Below are 20,968 nucleotides of genomic sequence, written 5' to 3'. Positions count from 1 at the left end.
TCATGGGCGAAACCATGCAACAGAGCACCCTGCAGGCCATCCAGGCGCACGCCGTGGCCGAGTACCCGCGCGAGTGCTGCGGCCTGATCGTGGCCGGCGCCGATGGCGAGGCCTTCATTCCCTGCCGCAACGTGGCCACCACGCCCAGCGAGCACTTCCGGTTGCCGGCTGAGGACTACGCCGACGCGGAGGACAAGGGCGAGGTGCTGGCCGTAGTGCACAGCCACCCGAACGCCTCGGCGGCTGCCTCCGACGCTGACCGGGTCATGTGCGAGGCCAGCGGCCTGCCGTGGCACATCGTGAGCGTTGGCCAGTGCACTGGCGCAGATCCGGAGTGTGGCGACCTGCAGACCATCGAGCCCTGTGGCTACGAGGCGCCGCTGGTTGGCCGCCAGTTCGCCCATGGGGTGCTGGACTGCTACACCCTGGTGCGCGACTTCTACGCCCGCGAGCTAGGCATCCAGCTCAGCCAGTACGAGCGCGAGGACGACTGGTGGGAGAAGGGCCAGGACCTCTACAGCCTGGACCGGCTGCGCGCGGAAGGCTTCGAGCTGATCGATGGCGAGCCGCAGCGCGGCGACATGGTGCTGATGCAGATCCGCTCGCCTGTGCCGAACCACGCCGGGGTCTACCTCGGCGACGGCCAGATGCTGCACCACATGCACGGCCGCCTGTCGGAGAAGGTGGTCTACGGCGGCATGTGGGCCGAGCGCACGCGCTACATCGTCCGGCACAAGAGGGCCCGTCATGGCTGATCGCCTGCGCACCATTCGCCTATACGGCCTGCTGGGTGCACGCTTCGGCCGCAAGTTCCGCCTCGCCGTCAGTAACCCCGCTGAGGCCGTGCGCGCTCTGTGCGTGCTGCTGCCGGGCTTCCAGCAGTACCTCATGGGCGCAAAGGCCAAGGGCATGGAGTTCGCCGTGTTCGTCGGGCGGCAGAACCTGTCCAAGGAACAGCTGCACGATCCGCCCGGCGCTGACGACATTCGGATCGCTCCGGTGCTGGTGGGCTCGAAGCGCGGAGGCGTCCTGCAGACGATTCTCGGCATCGTGCTCATCGTGGTCGGCGTCTGGACCCAGAACTACCAGCTCGTCTTCCAGGGCGGCGTCATGGTGCTGGGGGGCGTTTCCCAGATGCTCGCACCACAGCCGAAAGGGCTTGGCGCCAAAGACAGTGCCGAGAACACCCCGAGCTACAGCATGAACGGCGCCGTCAACACGCAGGCGCAGGGCAACCCTGTGTCTGTCGCCTATGGCGGCCACGACACCAAGGGAATGTTCGTGGGCTCGGCAGTGATCAGTGGCGGCATCTACGCAGAGGATCAGCAGTGAACGTAGCCATCAAGTATCAGCCCACGCAGCTGGCGCGTGCCTGCTCGCCGGTGGCCCTTGCCGGTGCTGGTGGCAAAGGCGGCGGCAATGCCCGCACGCCGGTCGAGACCCCCGACAGCCTGCACTCGATCTCCTACGCCAAGATCCTGGACCTGATCAGCGAGGGCGAGATCCGGGGCCTGGTCGCGGGCAACCAGTCCGTCTACCTCAACCAGGTTCCGATCCAGAACAGTGATGGCACCCTGAACTTTGCTGGCGTGCGCGTGGAAACGCGCGCGGGCACGCAGGATCAGGAATACATCGCCGGATTCCCATCGGTCGAGAACGAGGTCACGGTCGGGGTAGAGCTGCGCAGCAACGCGCCTGTGGTCCGCACGGTCTCTGGCGCTGACCTGTCTGCCGTGCGTATTCGGTTCAGCGTTCCTGCGCTGCAGCGGCAGAACACGGAAAACGGCGATACCGAAGGCTACGCGATCGAGTATGCGATCGATCTGTCGGTGAATGGTGGCGCCTTCAGCACCGTGCTCACCAACGCGTTCCGTGGCAAGACCACCAGCGAGTACCAGCGGAGCCACCGCATTGATCTGCCGGCCGGCACCCAATGGCAGGTGCGTGTGCGCCGCCTGACGCCCAACGCGAACAGCTCGACCGTCGCCGACATCGTCATGGTCCAGTCGCTGACCGAGATCATCGACGCCAAGCTGCGGTATCCCAACTGTGCCCTGGCAGCGGTGCAGGTTGACGCGAGCGCCTTCCAGAACGTGCCCTCGCGTGCGTTCCAAATTTGGGGGCGCATCATCCGTGTGCCGAGCAACTACGACCCGCGCACGCGTTCCTACAGCGGTATCTGGGACGGCACCTTCAAGTCGGCATGGACCAACAACCCGGCCTGGGTGTTCTTCGACATTGTCACCAACGACCGTTTCGGCCTCGGCAATCGGATCCCACTGGATTGGGTGGATAAGTGGCGGTTGTACGAGATCGCGCAGTACTGCGATCAGCTGGTCAGCGATGGTATGGGTGGGCAGGAGCCGCGCTTCACCTGCAGCCTGTACCTGCAGACCAGAGCTGATGCGTACAAGGTCCTGCAGGACATGGCCAGCATGTTCCGGGGCATCAGCTTCTATGCCGCTGGCCAGGTGATGGCCTCGGCGGACATGCCGAAGGACCCGGTCTACACCTACAGCCAGGCCAATGTGGTCGATGGCCGGTTCACCTACGAGGGAAGTGCTCGCAAGGTCCGTCACACCGTGGCCTTGGTGTCCTGGACCGACCCGGATGACTTCGGCCGGCAGAAGGTTGAGCCGGTGCAGCTGCACGACGGCATCGCTCGCTATGGCGTGAACCAGATCGAGGTCACCGCGCTGGGCTGCCATTCGAAGTCGCAGGCGCAGCGGGTGGGCAATCACATCCTCTACAGCGAGAACCTGGAGACAGAGACGGTCACCTTCGCAGTGGGTCTGGATGCGCTGAACTGCATGCCAGGCGATGTGATTCAGGTGGCTGACGCCAACCGCGCCGGCCGCCGGAACTCCGGCCGCGTCAGCGCCGCCACTGCCAACAGCCTGACGCTGGACGTGGTGCCGCCGACCATGGCCGTGGGTGATCGCCTGCGGGCGACGCTGCCGAGCGGTAAGACCGAAGCGCGCACCATCAACGGGATCAACCAGACTACGCGCGTGGTGACCGTTTCCGCGCCGTGGAGTGCGGTGCCGGTGCCGCAGTCGATCTGGGCGACCGAGTCGACCGACCTGGTGCTGCAGCAGTTTCGTGTTCTGGGCATCGCAGAGGAAGAGGGCCTGACCTACCGCATCACGGCGCTGCAGCACCGCCCGGACAAGTTCGCTGCCATCGATGACGGCACGCGTCTGGAGCCGCCGCCGATCAGCGTCATTCCGCCAAGCGTGCAGCCGCCACCGGCCAACGTCCGCATGTCCTCCCATGTGGTGATCGACCAGGGCATCGCCACGCCGGTGCTGACCATCGAGTGGGATGCGGCCGACAAGGCCATTGCCTATGACGTGGAGTGGCGCCGGGACGACCTGAACTGGGTGCGTGCAGGTAGGGTAGGGACCACCAGCTGCGAGGTGCGGGGCATCTATGCCGGCAAGTACCTAGCCAGGGTTCGCGCGGTCAATGCGCTCAACGCGGTTTCGCAGCCGACGCTGAGCATGCTCACGGACATCAAGGGCAAGACCGAGCCGCCGCCGGCGCTGACCTCGCTGACGGCCACGCCGGTGGTGTTCGGCATCCAGCTGGCTTGGGGCTTCCCGCCTGGTGCCACCGATACTGAGCGGACCGAGATCTGGCGCAGCACTGGCCCGAATCGCGAGAACGCCACGAAGTTCGCAGACTTCGCCTACCCGCAGAACCGCTACCAGCTGGACGGCCTGGCCGCCGGTGCGCGGTTCTACTTCTGGGGCCGCCTGGTGGACAAGAGCGGCAACATCGGGCCTTGGTATCCGACGGGTACTGGTGTGATGGGCGAGGCCAGCACAAACCAGTCGGACTACGACGCGTACTTCTCGGGGAAGATCAGCGAGAGCGCGTTGGGCCAAGACCTGCTGGCCAAGATTGAAAGCATCGACCAGATCGTGCCACTGATCTGGGAGGCGGGTGCCACTTACGAGCCCGGCCAGACCGTGATCCACAACGGCAAGATCTGGCTGTGGAACGACAACGCGCCTGGCAATGAGGAGCCGCCGGGCACGAAGTGGAAGGACGTGGGCGATGCGGTCGCGCAGGCTGGTGCGGTGGCCGGCAGGGTGAGCACCCTTGAACTGCAGGTCAACGACCCGGAGACCGGCCTGCAGGCCATTGGCCAGAAGACCGACGGCCTGTTCGCGCAGCTCGATGTGCAGGCTGCCGGTGACAGTGACTGGGGTGCAGGTGACGCCACGGTGTTCGCTGGAACGCTCACCATCCAGACGGTCATTGCTGAGGGCGACTACGCCCTGGCGCGCCGGCAGGAAACAGTTGAGGCGAGCGTTGGCGAAACTCAGGCGTCGGTACAGGCCACATCCCAAGCCATTGTTGATGTGGACGGGCGGATCAGTGCGACCTACACGCTGCGAGCCCAAGTCACCGCTGACGGAAGAATCTACGCCGCCGGCATGGGGCTGGGTGTCGAACAGCAGCCGGACGGTAGTTACCAGAGCCAGGTTCTCTTCGATGTGGGTCGATTCGCGGTGATCAATCTGGTGAATGGGAATGTCACGTCACCGTTCGTGATCCAGGGCGGACAGACATTCATCAGCCAGGCCCTGATCGGCACCGCGTGGATCAAGAGCGCCAACATCGAAGATGCAGCGATCACCAACGCGAAGATCAGCGGCACCATCCAGTCCGACGATTACGTGTCAGGGCAAACCGGCTGGCGGATCAACAAGGCGGCGGGCGGGGGCTTCGAGTTCAACGGTACTGTCGCCGGCGGGTATCGGCTGAACATCACCAACCAGGGCATCTACATCCGCTACCCGAACGGCAATCTCGCCGTAGAGCTTGGAGTGCTGCAGTAATGGCCGACGTTGGTCTGCGGGTAAGGAGCGAGAGCGGGTACGTGGAGACCACGGTCACCACGCGGCTGACCAAGATCATTGGGTCGTACACGTTCCCGCTCTACAACCCGGTCAATTCCAACAACAAGTGGATCGCGCCGCCCGAGGCAAACGGGGGGCTCATCGTCAATGACTTTTCAGGCGGTGAGCCCTTCTACTACTTCACCTGCGAGGGGCAGAGATCAGCGTATGGAATGCTCGTTCCTTCGGTGACCATCTCGGGCAACAGCATCAACTGGAGCTGGGATCCTGACGTGGTGAACTTCCACGTCAGGATGGAGATGTTCCCGAGCCGGCCCACCACCGACACGGTGGGCGGCATCACCCTTCATTACGGGATCTACAGCTGATGGCCGTCGGACTACGCGTGCGAAACCAGGGAACCGGGCAGATCCAGATCGGTCTCGGCTATCGCAACCTGCAACTGGCGAAGTCGGGAACGTTGGATACAGGGAGCTTCTCAGGCGGCGGGACCGGCGGCTCGCCGCCATTTGACTCATGGTCGCCGCGCGGGGCCCTGGCTTCGACGAACGGGACAACGAACCTCCATGTCTGCCGCTACATCAACGACTCCGTGTCGACGAACACTGGTTTTTCTCTGGTTCAGAGCGGCGTGACGTGCGACGTGTACGCCTCCAGCGCGGCTCCCAACAAAACGTTGGAGTACTACACGTTCAGCGCGGCCGAACGAGCGGCGAGCGGGCCGGTCGGGCTGCGTATGCGCGGCGAAGACGGTACGGTGTTCTATGACTCGCGGCGGAAGGGGCTGCGGGTCCTCCAGGTGGTGGCACTGCCGGCGGTTTCAGGTCCTCCGATCGAGGTCGGCCAGTTCTTCCCGGGCGTAAAGGTTGGCATCGCCATCCCGTCGCCGCGCTTCTACTACTTCGCGCAATCGCAGGATCGCTGCACGATGACGGCCGACTACTTCCACATGACGAGCGATAACCGGATCTTCATTTCCCGGCTGCAGACGGTTCAGCAGACCCTGATCACCAACACGTTCCCGGTGGGCGGTGTGACGATGGGGCCGCAGAACGCCACGATCTTCATCGTGGACCTGACCGAGGTGCCGCTGGGGTTCGGATGATGCGGGACTACGCGACTTGCTGCAGCAGGTCCTCGCGGTTGTTCCGTGGCGTGTTCACTGCGCGGCTGACGCGGTAGGCCTCCATCGCCGGCGTCTCGCTGGCCAGCAGCATCGCCATCGCATCGTCGGGGCTGGCAGCGATCCATTCGTCGATCTGGCCGGCCTGCAGCCACACCGGCATGCGGTCGTGGATGTCGGCCGAGACGCCGCTGCTGTCGCCGGTGATGATGGTGAAGGTGCCCAGGTTGCCGTCGGGCAGCAGCGGGCTGGCATCCTCCCACAGGCCAGCGGCCAGCAGCGGTCCGGTGGCGTGGATGAACCACGGGTCCTTCTTCTCGTCGATCGGGCTGACCGACCACTCGTAGTAGCCAGCCATCGGGATCACGCAGCGGCGCTTTTTGAACGCCGCCCGGAAGGCGGGCTTGGTGGCCACCGTCTCGATCCGGGCATTGATGGTCGAGCCCTGCAGGCCCTTGGCCTTCGCCCAGAACGGCAGCAGGCCCCACGCCAGCCGGGTGACCTGCCGGCCTTCGCCGCGGTCCAGAATCACCGATGCGCGCTGCGTCGGCGCCAGGTTGTAGCTGGGCTGGATCTCGGCCAGGCCGGGGGCAAGGTCAGCCAGCCCCGGCTGGCCGAAGTCGATCACCGGGAGCTGGACGAATCGGCCGCACATGGCCGGAGGGTAGCCCGGCCTGCCGTTCCGAGGATGTGATCCCGAACGGTTCAGCCGGTGAATGCTTCCTTGTCGCAGCCTTTGCGACCGCCAGCCGTATCCTTCCCGCCATGTATTCCTCCCACGGCTTCCGCACCGCCCCGATTCCCTCTGGCTGGGTCCAGACCGGCGAGCGCTGGGCGCTCTGGTACAACGGCCGGGAAACGGCAAATGTCACGCTCGATGGCGGTCCTGGTGTCCGGCTGTGGATGGAAGGCTAGAAGATGTGGCACACCAAGGAAGCGCGCGCCGCCAACGTCCGACAGGCGAAGCGCTACGCGGAGCGCTGGTGCGCGGCCAGGCTCTATCCCGATCTGCCCCTTCGCGAGGCCGTCGCGCGGCTGACCGACAGCACCCCGATCCAGCCGCCGCCGCCACTGCCCGGACTGCCGCCAACCCGCGAGCAGCAACAAGCTCGGCGCTTGGCGGAGGCCGGCGCGAAGGAGATCGAGCGGATCAAGGAAGCGCTGGAACCGCGCCGACCGCCGAAGGAGACCAAGCCCCGCCCGAAGGACGCCCGCAAGGCGTGGATGAGGGCAGGGCTGCAGCAGATGCGCCGCGGTGTGTAGCGAGAGAGGATGAAGAAAAAAGGCGGAGTCGGAAAATTCACGACTCCATTACGCCATTTTCTTGGAAACCCTTATGCGGCAAGGGTCTTTGGTGCCGGTGAAAGGACTCGAACCTTCATGGGGTCACCCCCGGCTGATTTTGAGTCAGCTGCGTATACCATTCCGCCACACCGGCAGGCAGCGTGCGAGTGTAACCGAGGTCGGCATGGCTTTCATAGTGGGGAGGCCGATCGGGGCGCGTCCTGTCGGCTTCGGCCCTGTCATGGCTATACTGCGGCGGCTTGAATGCCTCCAGGAGCGGTAGCCGATGACAGTGTTGCAGGACCTGAGGGTGCTGGTGGTCGAGAACGACGAGATGAGTGCCGCACTGCTGCAGATGCAGCTGGTGCATGCCGGTGCGACGGTGGTGGGGCTGGCCGCGAGCGTGGCTGAAGCGCTGCGCCTGCTGCAGGCGTCGACCCCGGACGTGGCCCTGCTCGATTACCGCCTGGCCCGCAATGAGACCAGCGAGCCGGTGGCTGCGGCACTGTCGGCGCGCGGGGTGCCGTTCGTGCTGGCCACCGGGATGCAGGCCGAGCAGCTGCCCGAGCCGATGCTGGCCGGCGTGCTGCTGGTGAAGCCCTATCTCTCGGCAGATCTGAGCCAGGCGCTGGTACGCGCAGTGGGCCGCGCCAGCGCCAGCGCCTGATTGGCGCGTGCTGAAGCGGTGGGCGTATCCTGCCCGGGCCTGAATGCTCAGGCCTACAAGGAGAGTGGCATGAAGAAGTGGATCAAGCGCATGGTAGCTGCGGGTGTCCTTTCGATGGCGGTCTTCGGTGGTACGGCCTCTGCTGCGTGGTGTGGCCAGCCCTGTTTCCAGCTCTACAAGAGCTGCATCGCGCGGGGTGGAGAGGTCGAACAATGCCTGCAGGAACAGGCCTTCTGCGAAGAGGCGATGTGCGGCGGCAATCCCTGATCCATGAACCCCGCCCAGGCGGGGTTTTTCATCTGTGCGCGGTGTTCAGCCCGCTTCTTCGTATACGTAGCGGATCTCCTCGCGGTCGTCGAGGATGCGGTACTGCCGCGCCAGGTCATCCGGATCGGGATTGAGCCAGGCATCGAGGTGTTCCTTGCGGATGGGAACGACGCCGCGGTCATGGCCCGCAGCGGCGACGTCGTGCGGAGGCGTGTCGGTGATCGTGGCAAATGACAGGAGGCGACCTTCCGGTCCTTCCCATTCCGCCCACAGGCAGGCCAGCAGCAGGTCGCGCGGGGGATCGGGCCGGAACTCCAGCACCACGTCCTGATCCTTCTCATCGGCACCCAGCGTACGGCCGGCGATGGCATGGCGTGGCACGTGCTCATAGAACGCCTGCACCACCACCACGCCGTGGCGCAGCCCGAACGCACCGCGCCAATAGCCTTCCAGGCTGTCGCGCCGCGCGTTGTAGGTGCCCGGATATAGCACGTCGTTGCGCGCAGGCTTGTCCGGCAGCCGGCACTGGTAGCGCATCGGCTTGATCACGCGTTTGCCGCCCTCGCTGACCATCACCGGTGCGTAGGTACCGGGGAAAATACGGTTGTCGCGCGGCAGCAGCTGCACCCGGTGCAGGTCTTCCAGCCGAGCCTGCGCACGATCGATGCGGTTGCCGGCCACGCGCAGGTCGTTGCGTGCCTTCTGGGTGGGGCGGGTCGCCAGCGTGGCATTGGCAATATCGCGTCGCTCGCGCTGGCGGGCCAGCTCCGCTTCCAGATCCTGGCGTTCCTGCGCATGCCACTGCTGGATTTTCGCGACGATGTCGCGGCCCTGCTCGGTGCGCGCGCCGGCGAAGCCGTCATCCATCGCCTTGGGAGTTCTGGGGCGCTTCTTGCCAGGATCGTGCGCGTACAGCTCCGCGAATTCTTCCAACGACAGGATGGCGCCGAACTCGCGCACCAGCTTGGCGTAGTCGGCGCGGATCAGGGCGGAATAGCACATGGGAACTCTGCGGGCGTGGGTCGCAGCAGCTGCGACATGGATGAGGCAGGATAGCCCGACCTACAGGGAGATAGCGCATGAATGATTCCGTCGCCTGCCAGTTCCGCGACGCCGTGCCCACGGTCGAAGACTATTGCCAGCTGCGTGTGCTGGCGGGCCTCAGTGCCAAGAGCCAGGAGGCGGCGGCACGCGCGCTGCCCAATACCCTGTATGGCGTGTGTGCCTACCAGGGTAACGAGCTGGTGGCGATGGGGCGCATCGTCGGCGATGGGGGCTGCCATCTGCAGGTCTGCGATATCGCTGTGTTGCCGCGCCTGCAGGGTCAGGGCCTGGGCAAGGAAGTGATGCGTCGCCTGGAGGGCTGGATGCAGGCGAACCTGCCGCCGTCGGCATACGTCAGCCTTCTGGCAGATGGTGAAGCGCACCGGTTGTACGCGCAGTTTGGTTTCGCACCCACCGCACCTGCATCGATCGGGATGTATCGCCGGTTCTGAGGTGTGGCCGAGTTGAAGCCATCCACGCATGGCGTGGATCTACTGGGCCAACCGGCCGCCGGATCCATCCCGGCCCTGCAGTAGATCCGCGCCATGCGTGGATAGGGCCTTCCCAGGAATCACAGGCAAAGAAAAACCCCAGCCGAAGCCGGGGTTTTAAATAATTGGCGTCCCCACGGGGATTCGAACCCCGGTCGCCACCGTGAAAGGGTGATGTCCTAGGCCTCTAGACGATGGGGACGCACGAAAACTTCAAGTTGTAGATCCTTCGACGGCCTAATGTCGAAGTGGTGGAGCCAAGCGGGATCGAACCGCTGACCTCCTGCATGCCATGCAGGCGCTCTCCCAGCTGAGCTATGGCCCCAATGAAACTCCGGATGATCTGCCGGGAGCAGAGTCCGTTTTGAAACTGGCGTCCCCACGGGGATTCGAACCCCGGTCGCCACCGTGAAAGGGTGATGTCCTAGGCCTCTAGACGATGGGGACGCACGAAAAACTTCAAGTTGTAGAACTTTCGACGGCCTAATGTCGAAAGTGGTGGAGCCAAGCGGGATCGAACCGCTGACCTCCTGCATGCCATGCAGGCGCTCTCCCAGCTGAGCTATGGCCCCGTGTTACCGAGCCGCCTATCATACCTGCGTGTTCACGTTTGTGGAAGCTTTTTTTGAGCTTTTTTCGTTCCGGTTCAACCGCGACCACGAGGGCAGGGGAACCGCAACGCCACAACCTGAATGCCGGTAGGCGGTGAACAAAAAAGACCCGGTTATCGGCCGGGTCCTCGTTGTTCGTGATGAGTGGCGTCCCCACGGGGATTCGAACCCCGGTCGCCACCGTGAAAGGGTGATGTCCTAGGCCTCTAGACGATGGGGACGCAATTCTCATCAATGTTCTTTAGCGACCTTTCGACGGCCTAATGCCGAAAGATTGGTGGAGCCAAGCGGGATCGAACCGCTGACCTCCTGCATGCCATGCAGGCGCTCTCCCAGCTGAGCTATGGCCCCACGTCGCTGAGGAGCGAAATAATAGCCTTGCCCCAGGGGGTTGGCAAGCATTTGTTGCACTTTTCTTCACGTGCGTTGCGAAGCCGATGTCAGTCGCCTTTCGCCTGTGCAGCGTCGTCGGTCAGTGCCGCCAGGATCGGGCACTGGTCCAGCGCGCCGTGACCTGGGCAGGCGTCGACCAGCAGCGAAAGTGCAGTGTGCATGCGTTGCAGCTCCGCCATCCGCTGTGCGATGTCCTGCAGGCGCGCCTGCGCGGTGTCGCGCACGCTGCCCATGTCCTGCGAATGGCGATCGCTCAATGCGAGCAGTTCGCCGATCTCTTCCAGGCTGAAGCCCAGCGCCTTGGCGCGGCGGATGAATCGCAGCCGGCGCAGGTCCTGCTCGCCGAAGATGCGGTAGCCACCCGCCGAGCGGGCCGCGGTCGGCAGCAGCTGCTGTCGTTCGTAGTAGCGCACCGTATCGATCGGTACGCCCGCCTGTCGGGCCAGTTGTCCAATGTTCATGGCGGATTCCTGCAGGGGCTGCCGACCATTGTGAAGCCTGGAGTCTGGTCGAGAGTCAAGGCTTGGCCCGGGTGCGCGCATTCAGCGCACTTTGCAACTTTCTTCATAGCCCCGCCGATGGACCAGTTCCTACCCTTCGCCTGAACCGGCCGTTCGATGGCCTGCAACGAACCGAGGAGGTGGTCTGTGGAAGGATTCAGGAACGAAGGATTCGTCGAGATCGCGGTGGTTGAATACCCGGGAGGTGATCCGTCTGCCGCCTCCGTACTGGCCGAAATGGCGCACGTTGCCAATCGCCTTGCCCAACAGCAGCGTCGGCCGTTCAAGCGGGTGCTGGTCACCCGCTGGATCGTGCCGGCCAGCCAGACCGGGGTGCATCGTATTGCGGGTGCGGAAATGCTCGATGCGGCCATCCCGGCTGTGATCGCGGTTCCCGGCCAGATCAGTGCCGGCGCGTGCCTGCGCGCGGACGAGGTCCTGCTGGACTGGCTGCGCGCGCACTATGACGGTGGCAGCCTGCTGGCCGCCGCCAGTGATGGCGTCAGCGTGCTGGCACGCGCCGGGTTGCTGGCCGGGCGTACGGTCAGTGGCCCTGATCTCGGGCGCCATCCAGGCCTGCAGGCGCAGGCCGCGAGCTGGGTGCCGAGCGAGCGGGCGCTGGTGGATGACGGTGACCTGCTGACGGTCGGCGGGGCCCAGGCCTGGCGCTTCCTTGGCCTGCGATTGTTGTACCGGCTGCACGGGCAGGGCGTGGCCAGTGCGGTCGCACAGCAACTGGGCATCACCGTGCCCGCCACGATCCAGCAGGACCTGGAGCGCTTCAGCGCCAACTTCGCACATGGCGATCGTGATGTGCTGAAGGCACAGCGCTGGCTGCACACCACGGCGGCACGCGGCGCCACCCTTGCCGCGATCTGCGAGGTCTCCGGGCTGGAGCCGCGCACACTGCAGCGGCGGTTCCTCAAGGCCACCGGCCTGCGGCCGATCGAATACTGCCAACGGCTGCGCATCGCCAAGGCGCAGACCCTGCTGCAGCAGGGGGCGGGTATCGATGAGGTGGCGTGGGGTGTCGGCTACGCTGATCAGAGTGCTTTCCGCCGGCTGTTCCTGCGCATCGTTGGCATGACGCCGGCCAACTATCGGCGTCACGTCAGCAGCAAGCGTCGCGAGCGGCCCTTGATGCCGTCGGTGGCAGGCAGCCTGCGCGGGCTGCAATCGCCGTCGGTGATGCAACTGGGGCGCAGCGCGGCCTGATGTCGGCGGCATCGTCGCGCTTGCAACCGGAGCGCGACACTTCGACCATGCAGTCAGTGGACGATTGAACAGGTGGTCTGATGTCGAGCGTTGGGCCGGTGCCGATGCCGGTGGTGTTGATTCTCGTGTGCGTAGTGATTGCCATGGCCGTGGCGCGTCTGTGGCCACGCAGGAAGGACGGCATGCCGCTGCCTTCTGCACCCAGCATGGTTCTGGACATGCTGCTGGTGGGACTGCTGTGTGGTCGCATCAGCTTCGTGGCCTTGAACTTCGCGCTGTATCGCGAGGCGCCGTGGAGCATTCTGCAGATTGCCGATGGTGGCTACCACCTGGTGGTTGTCCTGGTTGCGGGATCGGCATGGGGGCTGTGGCGGGTGCGCCCATGGCGGGCGTTGCGCGCCCCGGTGCTGGGCGCAGCGTTGGCGGGTGTGCTGCTATGGGCGGGCGGCAGTCAGCTGCTGTCCGCATGGCAGGAGCGGCAGATGCCCTTGCCGGTACTGCAGGTTGCTGATCTGCAGGGGGGCAGGGTTGATCTGCAGCAGTTCCGGGGAAAACCGCTGGTGCTGAATCTCTGGGCGACCTGGTGCGGGCCCTGCCGGCGCGAGATGCCGGTCCTGGCTGCGGCGCAGCAGGCGCATGCGGACGTGCAGTTCGTGTTCCTCAACCAGGGTGAAACCCTTGAGGAGGTCCAGGGTTTCGTTGCGCGCGAACGGCTCCTGCTGCACAACGTATTGCTGGACGATGACGCTGCGGCATCCACGGTACTGGGCGTGCAGGCCTATCCCTCGACCCTGTTCTTCGACGCCGAAGGGCGCCTGCGTGAACTGCACCTGGGCGAACTGACGGCAGCCGGTCTTGAACACAAACTGCGCCGGCTGCGGTAGCCTGCGCGGGCATCTCACTACGGAGTTCCCATGTTGTCGACTTCCCTGCGCACCGCCCCTGCGGTGCTGTTGCTGCCGGTCCTGCTGGCATTGGCCGCCTGCAGCCAGGCACAGACGCCACCGGGCAAGACCGCCGCGGCACCGGCAGCGAGCGCCACAGCCACGGCCAACAAGGGCGATCGCCCTGCGGTGCTGAAGGGCATCGAGAAGCATGGTTTCGAGGTCGTCGCAGAATTCGATGCCCCCGGTGGCCTGCGGGGCTTCGCCGGCGTGGTCGGCGGCCAGCAGCCGGCAGCGGCCTATGTCACCGCTGATGGCAAGCACGTACTGGTCGGCAGCCTGTTCGATGCGGAGGGCAACGATGTAGCCGCTGAGGCCGTTGAGAAGCTGGTGGCTTCGCCGATGTCGGCCAAGATGTGGACCAAGCTGGAAGCCAGCGCCTGGGTGCGTGATGGCAAGGCCGATGCGCCGCGCGTGGTCTATACCTTCAGCGATGCCAACTGCCCGTACTGCCACAAGTTCTGGGAAGCGGCACGGCCGTGGGTCGATGCCGGCAAGGTGCAGCTGCGTCACATCATGGTCGGCGTGATCCGCGAGGACAGCCCGGCCAAGGCCGCGGCGATCCTTGCCGCGCGTGACCCGAGTGCGGCGCTGCTGCAGAACGAGCACGATTTTGATCGCGGTGGCATCAAGGCGCTGCCGAACATCAGCCGCGAGATCGCTGGCAAGCTCGACGCCAATCAGGTGCTGATGATCGAGATGGGCTTCCAGGGCACACCGGGCATCCTGTTCCAGGACGCACAGGGCCAGGTGCAGCGTCGTGCGGGTCTGCCGCAGGGTGCCGATCTGCAGACGGTGCTTGGCCCGCGCTGAGTGGCGCCAGCCCCATGAAACATTGCGCAGGCCCGCATGGCAGCATGCGGGCCTGTCGCATTCCATGGCGGGCATTGCGGTTGCGGGCCCGCGCAACAGTGGTTCATCGTCACGTCTGAATCGTGACTGACATCAAGCATCCCGCCTTGATTCCAATCAAGGCCAAAAACGACAGGCGGATTAGCCTGTGACGCATGGAATACAGCGTCAATGCGCGATGGATGCCGCGCTCGCCACGCCCTGATCAGGGTCGGCTGGCACAGCCATTCACGACACTCTCACTCCGTGCTTGTTACCCAGACCGCTGCGGTCGCCACCTCTCTGGCAGCGCGGCCTTGATGGCGTCGACATCGGTGCGGGCAGGACAGTGTCATCGTCCTGTTGCTTGCCATGCGCAGGCTGGCCGGTGTCGTCGACGCAGTATCCGCATTTCCAGCAACGGCAGCACGAGGCCGGAGTGGCGCATGCGTGCGTCCCGTCTGCGTGCTGCGAACAGGGGTCGTCCAGGGAGGATGCAATGCGCGTGGCGGTACTGAGCCTGGCCTGTGTGACAGCACTGGCGATCACGCCGGCGTATGCACAGGTGGATGACAAGGAGGACGCGCAGGCGCTGCGTCGTGAGATTGCGGTCATGCGGCAGGCACTGGAGGGCATGCAGCAGCGGTTGGACCGCCTTGAGCAGCGCGACGCAACCGTTGCGCCTGCTACAGCACAGGCACCCGCCGCCGTGGTCGCGCCTGCCAGCACTGCCAACCTGCTGCACCCCACCCAGGTACCGGGCGTGGCACAGCCGGTGCTGCCGCAGCGCGAATCGGTGGCCGATCCGTCCACCGCCGCGTCGCGACCGGACAGTGCGGCCGGCCCGACCGATCCGGATCTGAAGGGCTTCTTCGCCATTCCGGGTACTGACACGGTGATCCGTATCGGCGGCTACGCCAAGCTGGATGCCATCGCCGATTCGCGTGCAGCGGGGGATGAGGATCAGTTCATTCCCTCGTCGATGCCGGTCGGTGGCAGTCATCGTGATGTCTCGAACTTCAACATCCATGCCAAGCAGACCCGCTTCAGTTTCGAGGCGCGACGTCCGACCACGCACGGCAACCTGCGCTTCTACCTAGAGAACGACTTCTTCGGCAGTAGTGACGGCTACGAATTCCGGCTGCGCCATGCCTATGGCCAGCTCGGCAATACCTATGCCGGTTACGGCTACTCCAGCTTCATGGATCCGGACAGCCTGCCCGACACATTGGATTTCGAAGGTCCCGGCGGTGCCGGCTACCTGCTGGTGGCAGGCATCCACCACAGTTTCGCGATGGGCAAGGGCAACACCCTGACCGTCGCCGCCGAAGATCCGAAGACCGAACTTGCCGGCGCCAGCGATGAGCGAGCCGCAGTGAACCGCCTGCCCGACGTGACGGTGACCGCGCGCATGGAGCGCGACTGGGGCCACCTGCAGCTGGGCGCGGTGGCACGCAGCCTGGCCTATGACGGCGATGGCGAGCGCGACCGGCGTATGGCCGGTGGCCTGCAACTCAGCGGTTCGGCCTCGGTAGGCGAGCGCGACCTGCTGCTGTTCGGTGCCCTCGGCGGGCGCGGTCTCAGTCGCTACACCGCCGACCTGACCGGCTCCGGACTGGACGCGGTGGTCAGTGCCGATGGCCGTCTCGACGCGCTGGACCTGCACGGCGGTTTCGTCGGCTACACCCATTACTGGTCCGAGCTGTGGCGTTCGAACCTGATCTTCGGCCAGCTGACCCTGGAGCGGAATGCTGCATTGGCGGCCGACGCATTCCGGCAGAGTCGCTACGGCGTGTTCAACCTGATCTGGAGCCCGGCACCGTCGTGGACGATGGGCATGGAGCTGCTGTACGGCCGCCTGGAACAGCAGAGCGGCGCGCGCGGCGACACGGTCCGGGTGCAGGGCAGTCTGCAATACAACTTCATCAAATAGGCGCCAGCGGTCGTACGCCAGCGTAACCGTCCCCACGCCCGGTTGTACCGGGCTCATGCCAGTACAGGAGATTGTCATGGCAGAAGCAAAGAAAATCGGGGTGGTCGGAGCCACCTTCCTCGTCGCCGGCAACATGATGGGCTCAGGCGTGTTCCTGTTGCCGTCCAGTCTGGCCAAGATCGGCACCGCCTCGATCTGGGGCTGGCTGATCACCACCGCCGGTGCGCTGCTGCTGGCCTTCGTATTCGCCAAGCTGGGCAAGCTGGCACCCAAGGCGGGCGGCCCCTATGCCTACGCGCGTGACTGGTTCGGGCCGTACATGGGCTTCCAGACCAATACCATCTACTGGTTCGCCAACTGGATCGGCAACGTCGCCATTCCTATCGCGGCGGTGGGCTACTTCAGTTACTTCTTCCCGATCCTGTCCGAGCCGCTGGTGCGCTGCATCGCGGTGCTTGTGCTGGTGTGGGCGCTGAGCTTCGCCAACATGATCGGCCCGGCCTTCGTCAGTCGTGTGCAGACGGTCACCACCAGCTTCGCGCTGGTGCCGATCCTGGGTATCGCCATCTTCGGCTGGTTCTTCTTCGATGCCGACATCTTCAAGGGCGCCTACAACGTGTCCGGTGAATCCAACTTCGGCGCGATCTCCAGTGCCGCGGCACTGACCCTGTGGGCCTTCATCGGCGTCGAATCCGCCTCGGTCACCGCCGGCGTGGTGGAGAATCCGGAAAAGAACGTGGCCCGCGCCACCCTGGCGGGCGTGTTCCTGGCTGCCATCGCCTACATCGCCAGTTCGTCGGTGATCATGGGCATGGTGCCCAATGGCGAGCTGCAGACCTCCGATGCTCCGTTCGCACTGGCTGCCGCCAAAGCCGTCGGTGGCTGGGGCGGCGCGCTGGTGAGCCTGTGTGCCTTCATCGGCGCTGCCGGTTCGCTGGGCGGCTGGATCCTGCTGACCGCACAGAGTGCCAAGGCGGCCTCCGATGATGGCCTGTTCCCGAGCATCTTCAGCAAGACCAACAAGGACGACGTGCCGGTCAAGGGCGTGCTGATCGTGGCGGTGCTGATGACCCTGGCGGTGCTGGTCACCTCCACCTCGGAAACCGCATCGGCCCAGTTCGACGTGATCACGTCGGCGGCGGTGGTGCTGACCCTGCTGCCCTACATCTACTCGTGCGTGGCCTGCTACTTCGTGGTCGAGCGTTCGCACACCCTGGTCCACACCGGTGCATTCTGGACCCTGACCAGCCTGACCGTCGTGTACTGCCTGTGGGCGATCTACGGCTCGTCGGGAACCATCGTGCAGTACGCCTTCCTGTTCGTGCTGTTCATCACCGTGTTCTATCCCTTCTTCAGCGAGGAGCGCCGCCAGCAGCGGCAGCGCGCCCGCGAGGCATCGGCCATCAGCGCCGGCGCCCAGCGTTCCTGAGTTAGACAAGGAGAATCAACGTGTACTTCAAGTCCCTGGACTATCCGGTCATTGTCATCGACAACGACTACGAGTCGCCGCGCATCGGCGGCATCCTGATCCGCGCCCTGGTGGAGGAGCTGCGCAGCAACGACCAGCGCGTGCTGTGCGGCCTGAACCTGGATGATGCGCGCGCCGGTGCCCGCACCTACGTGGCGGCCTCGGCGGTGCTGATCTCGATCGACGGCAGTGAAGAGGTGGATGGCGAGTTCCAGCGCCTGACCGCCTTCCTGCGCGAGCAGAGCGCACGCCGCGCCAATCTGCCGGTGTTCCTGTACGGCGAGCGCCGCACCATCGAGAAGGTGCCGAGCAAGCTGCTCAAGTACATCCACGGCTTCATCTTCCTGTTTGAAGATACCAAGAGCTTCATCTCGCGGCAGGTGATGCGCGCGGCCGAAGACTACATGAAGAACCTGCTGCCGCCGTTCTTCAAGGCACTGATCCACCATGCGGCCGAGTCGAATTACTCCTGGCACACGCCCGGCCATGCCGGCGGCGTGGCGTTCACCAAGTCGCCGGTCGGGCGCGCGTTCCATCAATTCTACGGTGAGAACACGCTGCGCAGCGATCTGTCGATCTCGGTGCCGGAACTGGGCTCGCTGCTCGACCACACCGGTCCGATCAAGGACGCCGAGAACGAAGCCGCGCGCAACTTCGGTGCCGACCATACGTTCTTCGTCACCAATGGCACCTCCACCGCCAACAAGATCGTCTGGCATGGCACGGTGGCGCGCGGTGACGTGGTGTTCGTCGATCGCAACTGCCACAAGTCGCTGCTGCACGCGCTGATCATGACCGGTGCGGTGCCGGTGTACTTCACCCCCAGCCGCAACGCGCATGGCATCATCGGCCCGATCAGCCTGGACCAGTTCACGCCGGAGTCGCTGCAGCAGCGCATCGCTGCCAACCCGCTGGCCAGCCAGGCCTACAAGGCCGGCTCCAAGCCGCGCATTGCGGTGGTCACCAACTCGACCTACGACGGCCTGTGCTACAACGCCGAGAAGATCGCCGACGAGATCGGCAGCGCGGTCGACTTCCTGCATTTCGACGAAGCGTGGTACGCCTATGCTGCGTTCCATCCGTTCTACGAGAACCATTACGGCATGGCCAAGGGCAAGCCGCGTGAGCAGGATGCGATCATCTTCACCACGCATTCCACCCACAAGCTGCTGGCGGCGTTCTCGCAGGCGTCGATGATCCACGTACGCAACTCGGCGCAACGCAACCTGGATGCCGAGCGTTTCAATGAGTCGTTCATGATGCACACCTCGACCAGCCCGCACTACGGGGTGATCGCGGCCTGTGACGTGGCCTCGAAGATGATGGAAGGCGATGCGGGCCGTTCGCTGGTACAGGAAATGCACGACGAGGCCATTGCCTTCCGCCGCGCGATGCTGCACGTACGCGATGACCTTGGGCGCGACGACTGGTGGTTCAGCGTGTGGCAGCCGACCCAGGTCGAGCGCAGCCTGGACAAGGGCGACACGCCAGCGCCGCTGGTGGCCAAGCGCGAGGAGTGGTACCTGCAGCCGGATGCGCACTGGCACGGCTTCGAGAACCTGGTCGACGACTATGTGCTGATCGACCCGATCAAGGTGACCCTGCTGACCCCCGGCCTGGCGATGGACGGCAGCATGGGCAAGCTGGGCATCCCGGCGGCGGTGCTGAGCAAGTTCCTGTGGGGCCGCGGCATCACCGTGGAGAAGACCAACCTGTACTCGGTGCTGTTCCTGTTCTCGATGGGCATCACCAAGGGCAAGTGGAGCACCCTGGTCACCGAGCTGATGGCGTTCAAGGAACTCTACGACCGCAATGCGCCGCTGAGCCAGGCACTGCCGACGCTGGCTGCCGACTATCCGAATGCCTACGCCGGTTGGGGTCTGCGTGACCTGTGCGATGCGCTGCATGCGTTCAACCAGGAATTCGCCGTGGCCAAGGTGATGCGCGAGATGTACGTGGATCTGCCGACGCCGGTGATGACCCCGGCCGATGCCTACAACCACCTGGTGAAGGGCGAGATCGAACGGGTCGACATCGAGCAGATCAGTGGCCGCATTGCGGCGACCATGCTGGTGCCGTACCCGCCGGGCATCCCGACCATCATGCCGGGTGAGCGTTTCGGTGACAGTGACGAGCCGATCATCCAGTCGCTGCGCATCGCCCGGGAGCAGAACGCCCGTTTCCCGGGCTTCGAGTCGGACGTGCACGGGCTCATCATCGAGCAGGAGGGTGATGCGGTTTCGTACAAGGTGGAGGTGCTGAAGGCCTGACCGGCAACGGTCGGCCGTTCGGCGAACGATGGATACTGCGCGCGAGCAACGCATCCTGAAGTTCTCGATCGGGGTCACCCTGGCGGTCAGCGCGGTCGGCTTCATCGGTGGCCTGCTGGTGGGATCGCAGGCCATCCTGTTCGACGGCGTATACAGCCTGGTCGATGTCGCCCTGACCCTGGTGTCGTTGTCGGTGCTGCGGCTGGTGGCGCGGTAACAGAGCCCGCGCTTCCAGTACGGCTACTGGCATCTGGAGCCGATGGTCGAGGCGCTGGGCGGGGTGATCCTGTCGCTGGCCTGCGTGTACGCGCTGGCCAACGCCGTGATCGGTTTGACCACGGGCGGGCACGAAGTGAAGTTCGGGCCCGCGCTGTGGTGGGCGGCGTTGCTGAGTGCCAGCAACCTGGCGATGGCGGCCTTCGTCGCGCAGCGGGCGCGGCATCTGCGCTCCGCGCTGTTGTGGCTGGATGTGCGCGGCTGGCTGCTGGGCGGGTTGATGAGCCTGGCAGTGGTACTGGCTTTTGTGTTGGCGCTGGTCCTGCACGGTGGTGAGTGGCATCACTGGGTGCCGTACCTGGATTCGATCGTGCTGGCGTTGATCAGCCTGGCGGTGTTGCCGGTGCCGGCGCGGGGTGCCTGGAAGGCCATGCGCGAAGTGCTGCAGGTGGCACCGGATGATCTGGACCGGCGCGTGCAGCGGGTGATGCAGGCGTTCGTCGCCGAGCGTGGCTATGCCGGTTTCACCAGCCATGTAGCGAAGATGGGGCGGATGCGCTTCATCGAGATCCACGTGCTGGCCGACCCGGCCACGCCGCTGGGTTCAGTGGGCGAGGTCGATGCGATGCGTGACGAGATTGCGGTGCGGCTGGATGCGCGGGGCAGCACATTCTGGTTGACCATTGATTTCACCGCAGACCCAGCGTGGACGTGACCACGCTTCTGTAGAGTCGAGCTTGCTCGACTGCTTCTGGTCGGCGGAAGTCGAGCAGGCTCGAGTCCACGGGAACGCGTGATCGTTGCGCGTGGCAGACCGGTCTGTTGCACCGGATCCGTTTG

The 20,968-nt window shown here is 64.9% G+C and carries 18 protein-coding genes, 7 tRNA genes and 1 pseudogene; 16 read left to right on the top strand and 10 right to left on the bottom strand.

The annotated features are described in order from the left end of the window. Positions 1–14 precede the first annotated feature (14 nt). Genes ACZK5G_RS13310 through ACZK5G_RS13290 form a run of 5 tightly spaced genes read left to right on the top strand, consistent with a single transcriptional unit; the run spans position 15 to position 5,976 of the window. Entirely contained in the window at positions 15–755 is a 741-nt protein-coding gene (locus ACZK5G_RS13310; protein ID WP_478463681.1) for a C40 family peptidase, read from the top strand. Beyond that, complete coding sequence (locus ACZK5G_RS13305; RefSeq protein WP_478056771.1) at positions 748–1,332, top strand: tail assembly protein; 585 nt, start codon at positions 748–750, stop codon at positions 1,330–1,332. Before ACZK5G_RS13310 ends, ACZK5G_RS13305 begins: the two co-directional genes overlap by 8 nt. Continuing rightward, positions 1,329–4,850 carry a TipJ family phage tail tip protein gene (locus tag ACZK5G_RS13300; protein ID WP_478463679.1) on the top strand — a complete coding sequence of 1,174 codons (3,522 nt, stop codon included), beginning with the start codon at positions 1,329–1,331 and terminating at the stop codon, positions 4,848–4,850. The genes ACZK5G_RS13305 and ACZK5G_RS13300 overlap by 4 nt, the downstream gene beginning before the upstream one ends. Further along, a complete protein-coding gene (locus ACZK5G_RS13295; RefSeq protein WP_478463678.1) occupies positions 4,850–5,239 on the top strand; it encodes a hypothetical protein in 390 nt (129 codons plus the stop codon). The genes ACZK5G_RS13300 and ACZK5G_RS13295 overlap by 1 nt, the downstream gene beginning before the upstream one ends. Then, entirely contained in the window at positions 5,239–5,976 is a 738-nt protein-coding gene (locus ACZK5G_RS13290; RefSeq protein ID WP_478463677.1) for a hypothetical protein, read from the top strand. Before ACZK5G_RS13295 ends, ACZK5G_RS13290 begins: the two co-directional genes overlap by 1 nt. Before the next feature lie 7 nt (positions 5,977–5,983). Here the strand turns inward: ACZK5G_RS13290 and ACZK5G_RS13285 are convergent, their stop codons facing one another. Further along, positions 5,984–6,649: an SOS response-associated peptidase gene (locus tag ACZK5G_RS13285; RefSeq protein WP_478463676.1), complete on the bottom strand. Its 666-nt coding sequence runs from the start codon at positions 6,647–6,649 to the stop codon at positions 5,984–5,986. Positions 6,650–6,912: 263 nt separating this feature from the next. Between ACZK5G_RS13285 and ACZK5G_RS13280 the strand changes: the two genes are divergently transcribed. After that, positions 6,913–7,257 (top strand): hypothetical protein, encoded by a 345-nt coding sequence (locus ACZK5G_RS13280; RefSeq protein ID WP_478463674.1) that lies wholly within the window; start codon positions 6,913–6,915, stop codon positions 7,255–7,257. 89 nt (positions 7,258–7,346) lie between these two features. Here the strand turns inward: ACZK5G_RS13280 and ACZK5G_RS13275 are convergent. Continuing rightward, a tRNA-Leu gene (locus tag ACZK5G_RS13275) sits at positions 7,347–7,432 on the bottom strand. Positions 7,433–7,564: 132 nt separating this feature from the next. Between ACZK5G_RS13275 and ACZK5G_RS13270 the strand changes: the two genes are divergently transcribed. Both ACZK5G_RS13270 and ACZK5G_RS13265 read left to right on the top strand, forming a co-directional pair. Next, a complete protein-coding gene (locus ACZK5G_RS13270; protein WP_032129385.1) occupies positions 7,565–7,945 on the top strand; it encodes a response regulator in 381 nt (126 codons plus the stop codon). A 69-nt stretch (positions 7,946–8,014) separates the two neighbouring features. Next, a complete protein-coding gene (locus ACZK5G_RS13265; RefSeq protein WP_010484956.1) occupies positions 8,015–8,212 on the top strand; it encodes a hypothetical protein in 198 nt (65 codons plus the stop codon). A gap of 45 nt (positions 8,213–8,257) precedes the next feature. Here the strand turns inward: ACZK5G_RS13265 and ACZK5G_RS13260 are convergent, their stop codons facing one another. Continuing rightward, entirely contained in the window at positions 8,258–9,214 is a 957-nt protein-coding gene (locus ACZK5G_RS13260; protein WP_049399994.1) for an SOS response-associated peptidase family protein, read from the bottom strand. Between the two features lie 77 nt (positions 9,215–9,291). On the opposite strand from ACZK5G_RS13260, the gene ACZK5G_RS13255 reads away from it, so the two are divergent. After that, positions 9,292–9,708: a GNAT family N-acetyltransferase gene (locus ACZK5G_RS13255; protein ID WP_010484960.1), complete on the top strand. Its 417-nt coding sequence runs from the start codon at positions 9,292–9,294 to the stop codon at positions 9,706–9,708. A 165-nt stretch (positions 9,709–9,873) separates the two neighbouring features. On the opposite strand, the gene ACZK5G_RS13250 is transcribed toward ACZK5G_RS13255, so the two are convergent. The 7 genes from ACZK5G_RS13250 to ACZK5G_RS13220 all read right to left on the bottom strand — a co-directional run bounded on the left by ACZK5G_RS13250 (position 9,874) and on the right by ACZK5G_RS13220 (position 11,212). Continuing rightward, a tRNA-Glu gene (locus ACZK5G_RS13250) sits at positions 9,874–9,949 on the bottom strand. Between the two features lie 47 nt (positions 9,950–9,996). Continuing rightward, a tRNA-Ala gene (locus ACZK5G_RS13245) sits at positions 9,997–10,072 on the bottom strand. Between the two features lie 46 nt (positions 10,073–10,118). Next, positions 10,119–10,194: transfer RNA gene (locus ACZK5G_RS13240), tRNA-Glu, on the bottom strand. A 49-nt stretch (positions 10,195–10,243) separates the two neighbouring features. After that, positions 10,244–10,319, bottom strand: a tRNA-Ala gene (locus tag ACZK5G_RS13235). 184 nt (positions 10,320–10,503) lie between these two features. After that, positions 10,504–10,579, bottom strand: a tRNA-Glu gene (locus ACZK5G_RS13230). Between the two features lie 54 nt (positions 10,580–10,633). Next, positions 10,634–10,709, bottom strand: a tRNA-Ala gene (locus tag ACZK5G_RS13225). Positions 10,710–10,798: 89 nt separating this feature from the next. Then, positions 10,799–11,212 carry a heavy metal-responsive transcriptional regulator gene (locus ACZK5G_RS13220; protein WP_032129382.1) on the bottom strand — a complete coding sequence of 138 codons (414 nt, stop codon included), beginning with the start codon at positions 11,210–11,212 and terminating at the stop codon, positions 10,799–10,801. Positions 11,213–11,398: 186 nt separating this feature from the next. Here ACZK5G_RS13220 and ACZK5G_RS13215 point away from each other — a divergent pair, with 186 nt between their 5' ends. The 7 genes and pseudogenes from ACZK5G_RS13215 to ACZK5G_RS13185 all read left to right on the top strand — a co-directional run bounded on the left by ACZK5G_RS13215 (position 11,399) and on the right by ACZK5G_RS13185 (position 20,843). Then, the gene (locus tag ACZK5G_RS13215) at positions 11,399–12,466 is read left to right on the top strand and encodes a GlxA family transcriptional regulator (protein ID WP_032129381.1); all 1,068 of its coding nucleotides are present in this window, start codon (positions 11,399–11,401) and stop codon (positions 12,464–12,466) included. Between the two features lie 80 nt (positions 12,467–12,546). After that, entirely contained in the window at positions 12,547–13,350 is an 804-nt protein-coding gene (locus ACZK5G_RS13210) for a TlpA disulfide reductase family protein (protein ID WP_032129380.1), read from the top strand. A 30-nt stretch (positions 13,351–13,380) separates the two neighbouring features. After that, positions 13,381–14,223, top strand: coding sequence for a thiol:disulfide interchange protein DsbG (gene dsbG / locus ACZK5G_RS13205; RefSeq protein WP_049422839.1), 843 nt, complete (start codon positions 13,381–13,383; stop codon positions 14,221–14,223). A gap of 517 nt (positions 14,224–14,740) precedes the next feature. Continuing rightward, the gene (locus ACZK5G_RS13200; RefSeq protein ID WP_478463673.1) at positions 14,741–16,174 is read left to right on the top strand and encodes a DcaP family trimeric outer membrane transporter; all 1,434 of its coding nucleotides are present in this window, start codon (positions 14,741–14,743) and stop codon (positions 16,172–16,174) included. A gap of 76 nt (positions 16,175–16,250) precedes the next feature. Beyond that, a complete protein-coding gene (adiC, locus tag ACZK5G_RS13195) occupies positions 16,251–17,603 on the top strand; it encodes an arginine/agmatine antiporter (protein WP_006461445.1) in 1,353 nt (450 codons plus the stop codon). A gap of 20 nt (positions 17,604–17,623) precedes the next feature. Continuing rightward, entirely contained in the window at positions 17,624–19,912 is a 2,289-nt protein-coding gene (locus ACZK5G_RS13190; protein WP_006373744.1) for an Orn/Lys/Arg family decarboxylase, read from the top strand. A 28-nt stretch (positions 19,913–19,940) separates the two neighbouring features. Further along, a pseudogene (locus ACZK5G_RS13185) lies at positions 19,941–20,843 on the top strand (cation diffusion facilitator family transporter). The last annotated feature ends 125 nt before the right edge of the window (positions 20,844–20,968 follow it).

This window comes from Stenotrophomonas sp. 62841_Sma (assembly GCF_056482945.1).
The sequence above is the reverse complement of the archived record's forward strand: the minus strand, read 5'-3'. Positions and strand labels throughout refer to the sequence as shown.

Excerpts from the sequence above, each read along its gene's own strand:
- ACZK5G_RS13290 (WP_478463677.1), top strand. The coding sequence starts at position 5,239 with ATGGCCGTCGGACTACGCGTGCGAAACCAGGGAACCGGGCAGATCCAG.
- ACZK5G_RS13200 (WP_478463673.1), top strand. The coding sequence starts at position 14,741 with ATGCGCGTGGCGGTACTGAGCCTGGCCTGTGTGACAGCACTGGCGATC.
- ACZK5G_RS13265 (WP_010484956.1), top strand. The coding sequence starts at position 8,015 with ATGAAGAAGTGGATCAAGCGCATGGTAGCTGCGGGTGTCCTTTCGATG.
- ACZK5G_RS13220 (WP_032129382.1), bottom strand. The coding sequence starts at position 11,212 with ATGAACATTGGACAACTGGCCCGACAGGCGGGCGTACCGATCGATACG.
- ACZK5G_RS13270 (WP_032129385.1), top strand. The coding sequence starts at position 7,565 with ATGACAGTGTTGCAGGACCTGAGGGTGCTGGTGGTCGAGAACGACGAG.
- ACZK5G_RS13280 (WP_478463674.1), top strand. The coding sequence starts at position 6,913 with ATGTGGCACACCAAGGAAGCGCGCGCCGCCAACGTCCGACAGGCGAAG.
- ACZK5G_RS13305 (WP_478056771.1), top strand. The coding sequence starts at position 748 with ATGGCTGATCGCCTGCGCACCATTCGCCTATACGGCCTGCTGGGTGCA.
- adiC (WP_006461445.1), top strand. The coding sequence starts at position 16,251 with ATGGCAGAAGCAAAGAAAATCGGGGTGGTCGGAGCCACCTTCCTCGTC.
- ACZK5G_RS13295 (WP_478463678.1), top strand. The coding sequence starts at position 4,850 with ATGGCCGACGTTGGTCTGCGGGTAAGGAGCGAGAGCGGGTACGTGGAG.
- ACZK5G_RS13260 (WP_049399994.1), bottom strand. The coding sequence starts at position 9,214 with ATGTGCTATTCCGCCCTGATCCGCGCCGACTACGCCAAGCTGGTGCGC.
- ACZK5G_RS13210 (WP_032129380.1), top strand. The coding sequence starts at position 12,547 with ATGTCGAGCGTTGGGCCGGTGCCGATGCCGGTGGTGTTGATTCTCGTG.
- ACZK5G_RS13285 (WP_478463676.1), bottom strand. The coding sequence starts at position 6,649 with ATGTGCGGCCGATTCGTCCAGCTCCCGGTGATCGACTTCGGCCAGCCG.
- ACZK5G_RS13310 (WP_478463681.1), top strand. The coding sequence starts at position 15 with ATGCAACAGAGCACCCTGCAGGCCATCCAGGCGCACGCCGTGGCCGAG.
- dsbG (WP_049422839.1), top strand. The coding sequence starts at position 13,381 with ATGTTGTCGACTTCCCTGCGCACCGCCCCTGCGGTGCTGTTGCTGCCG.
- ACZK5G_RS13255 (WP_010484960.1), top strand. The coding sequence starts at position 9,292 with ATGAATGATTCCGTCGCCTGCCAGTTCCGCGACGCCGTGCCCACGGTC.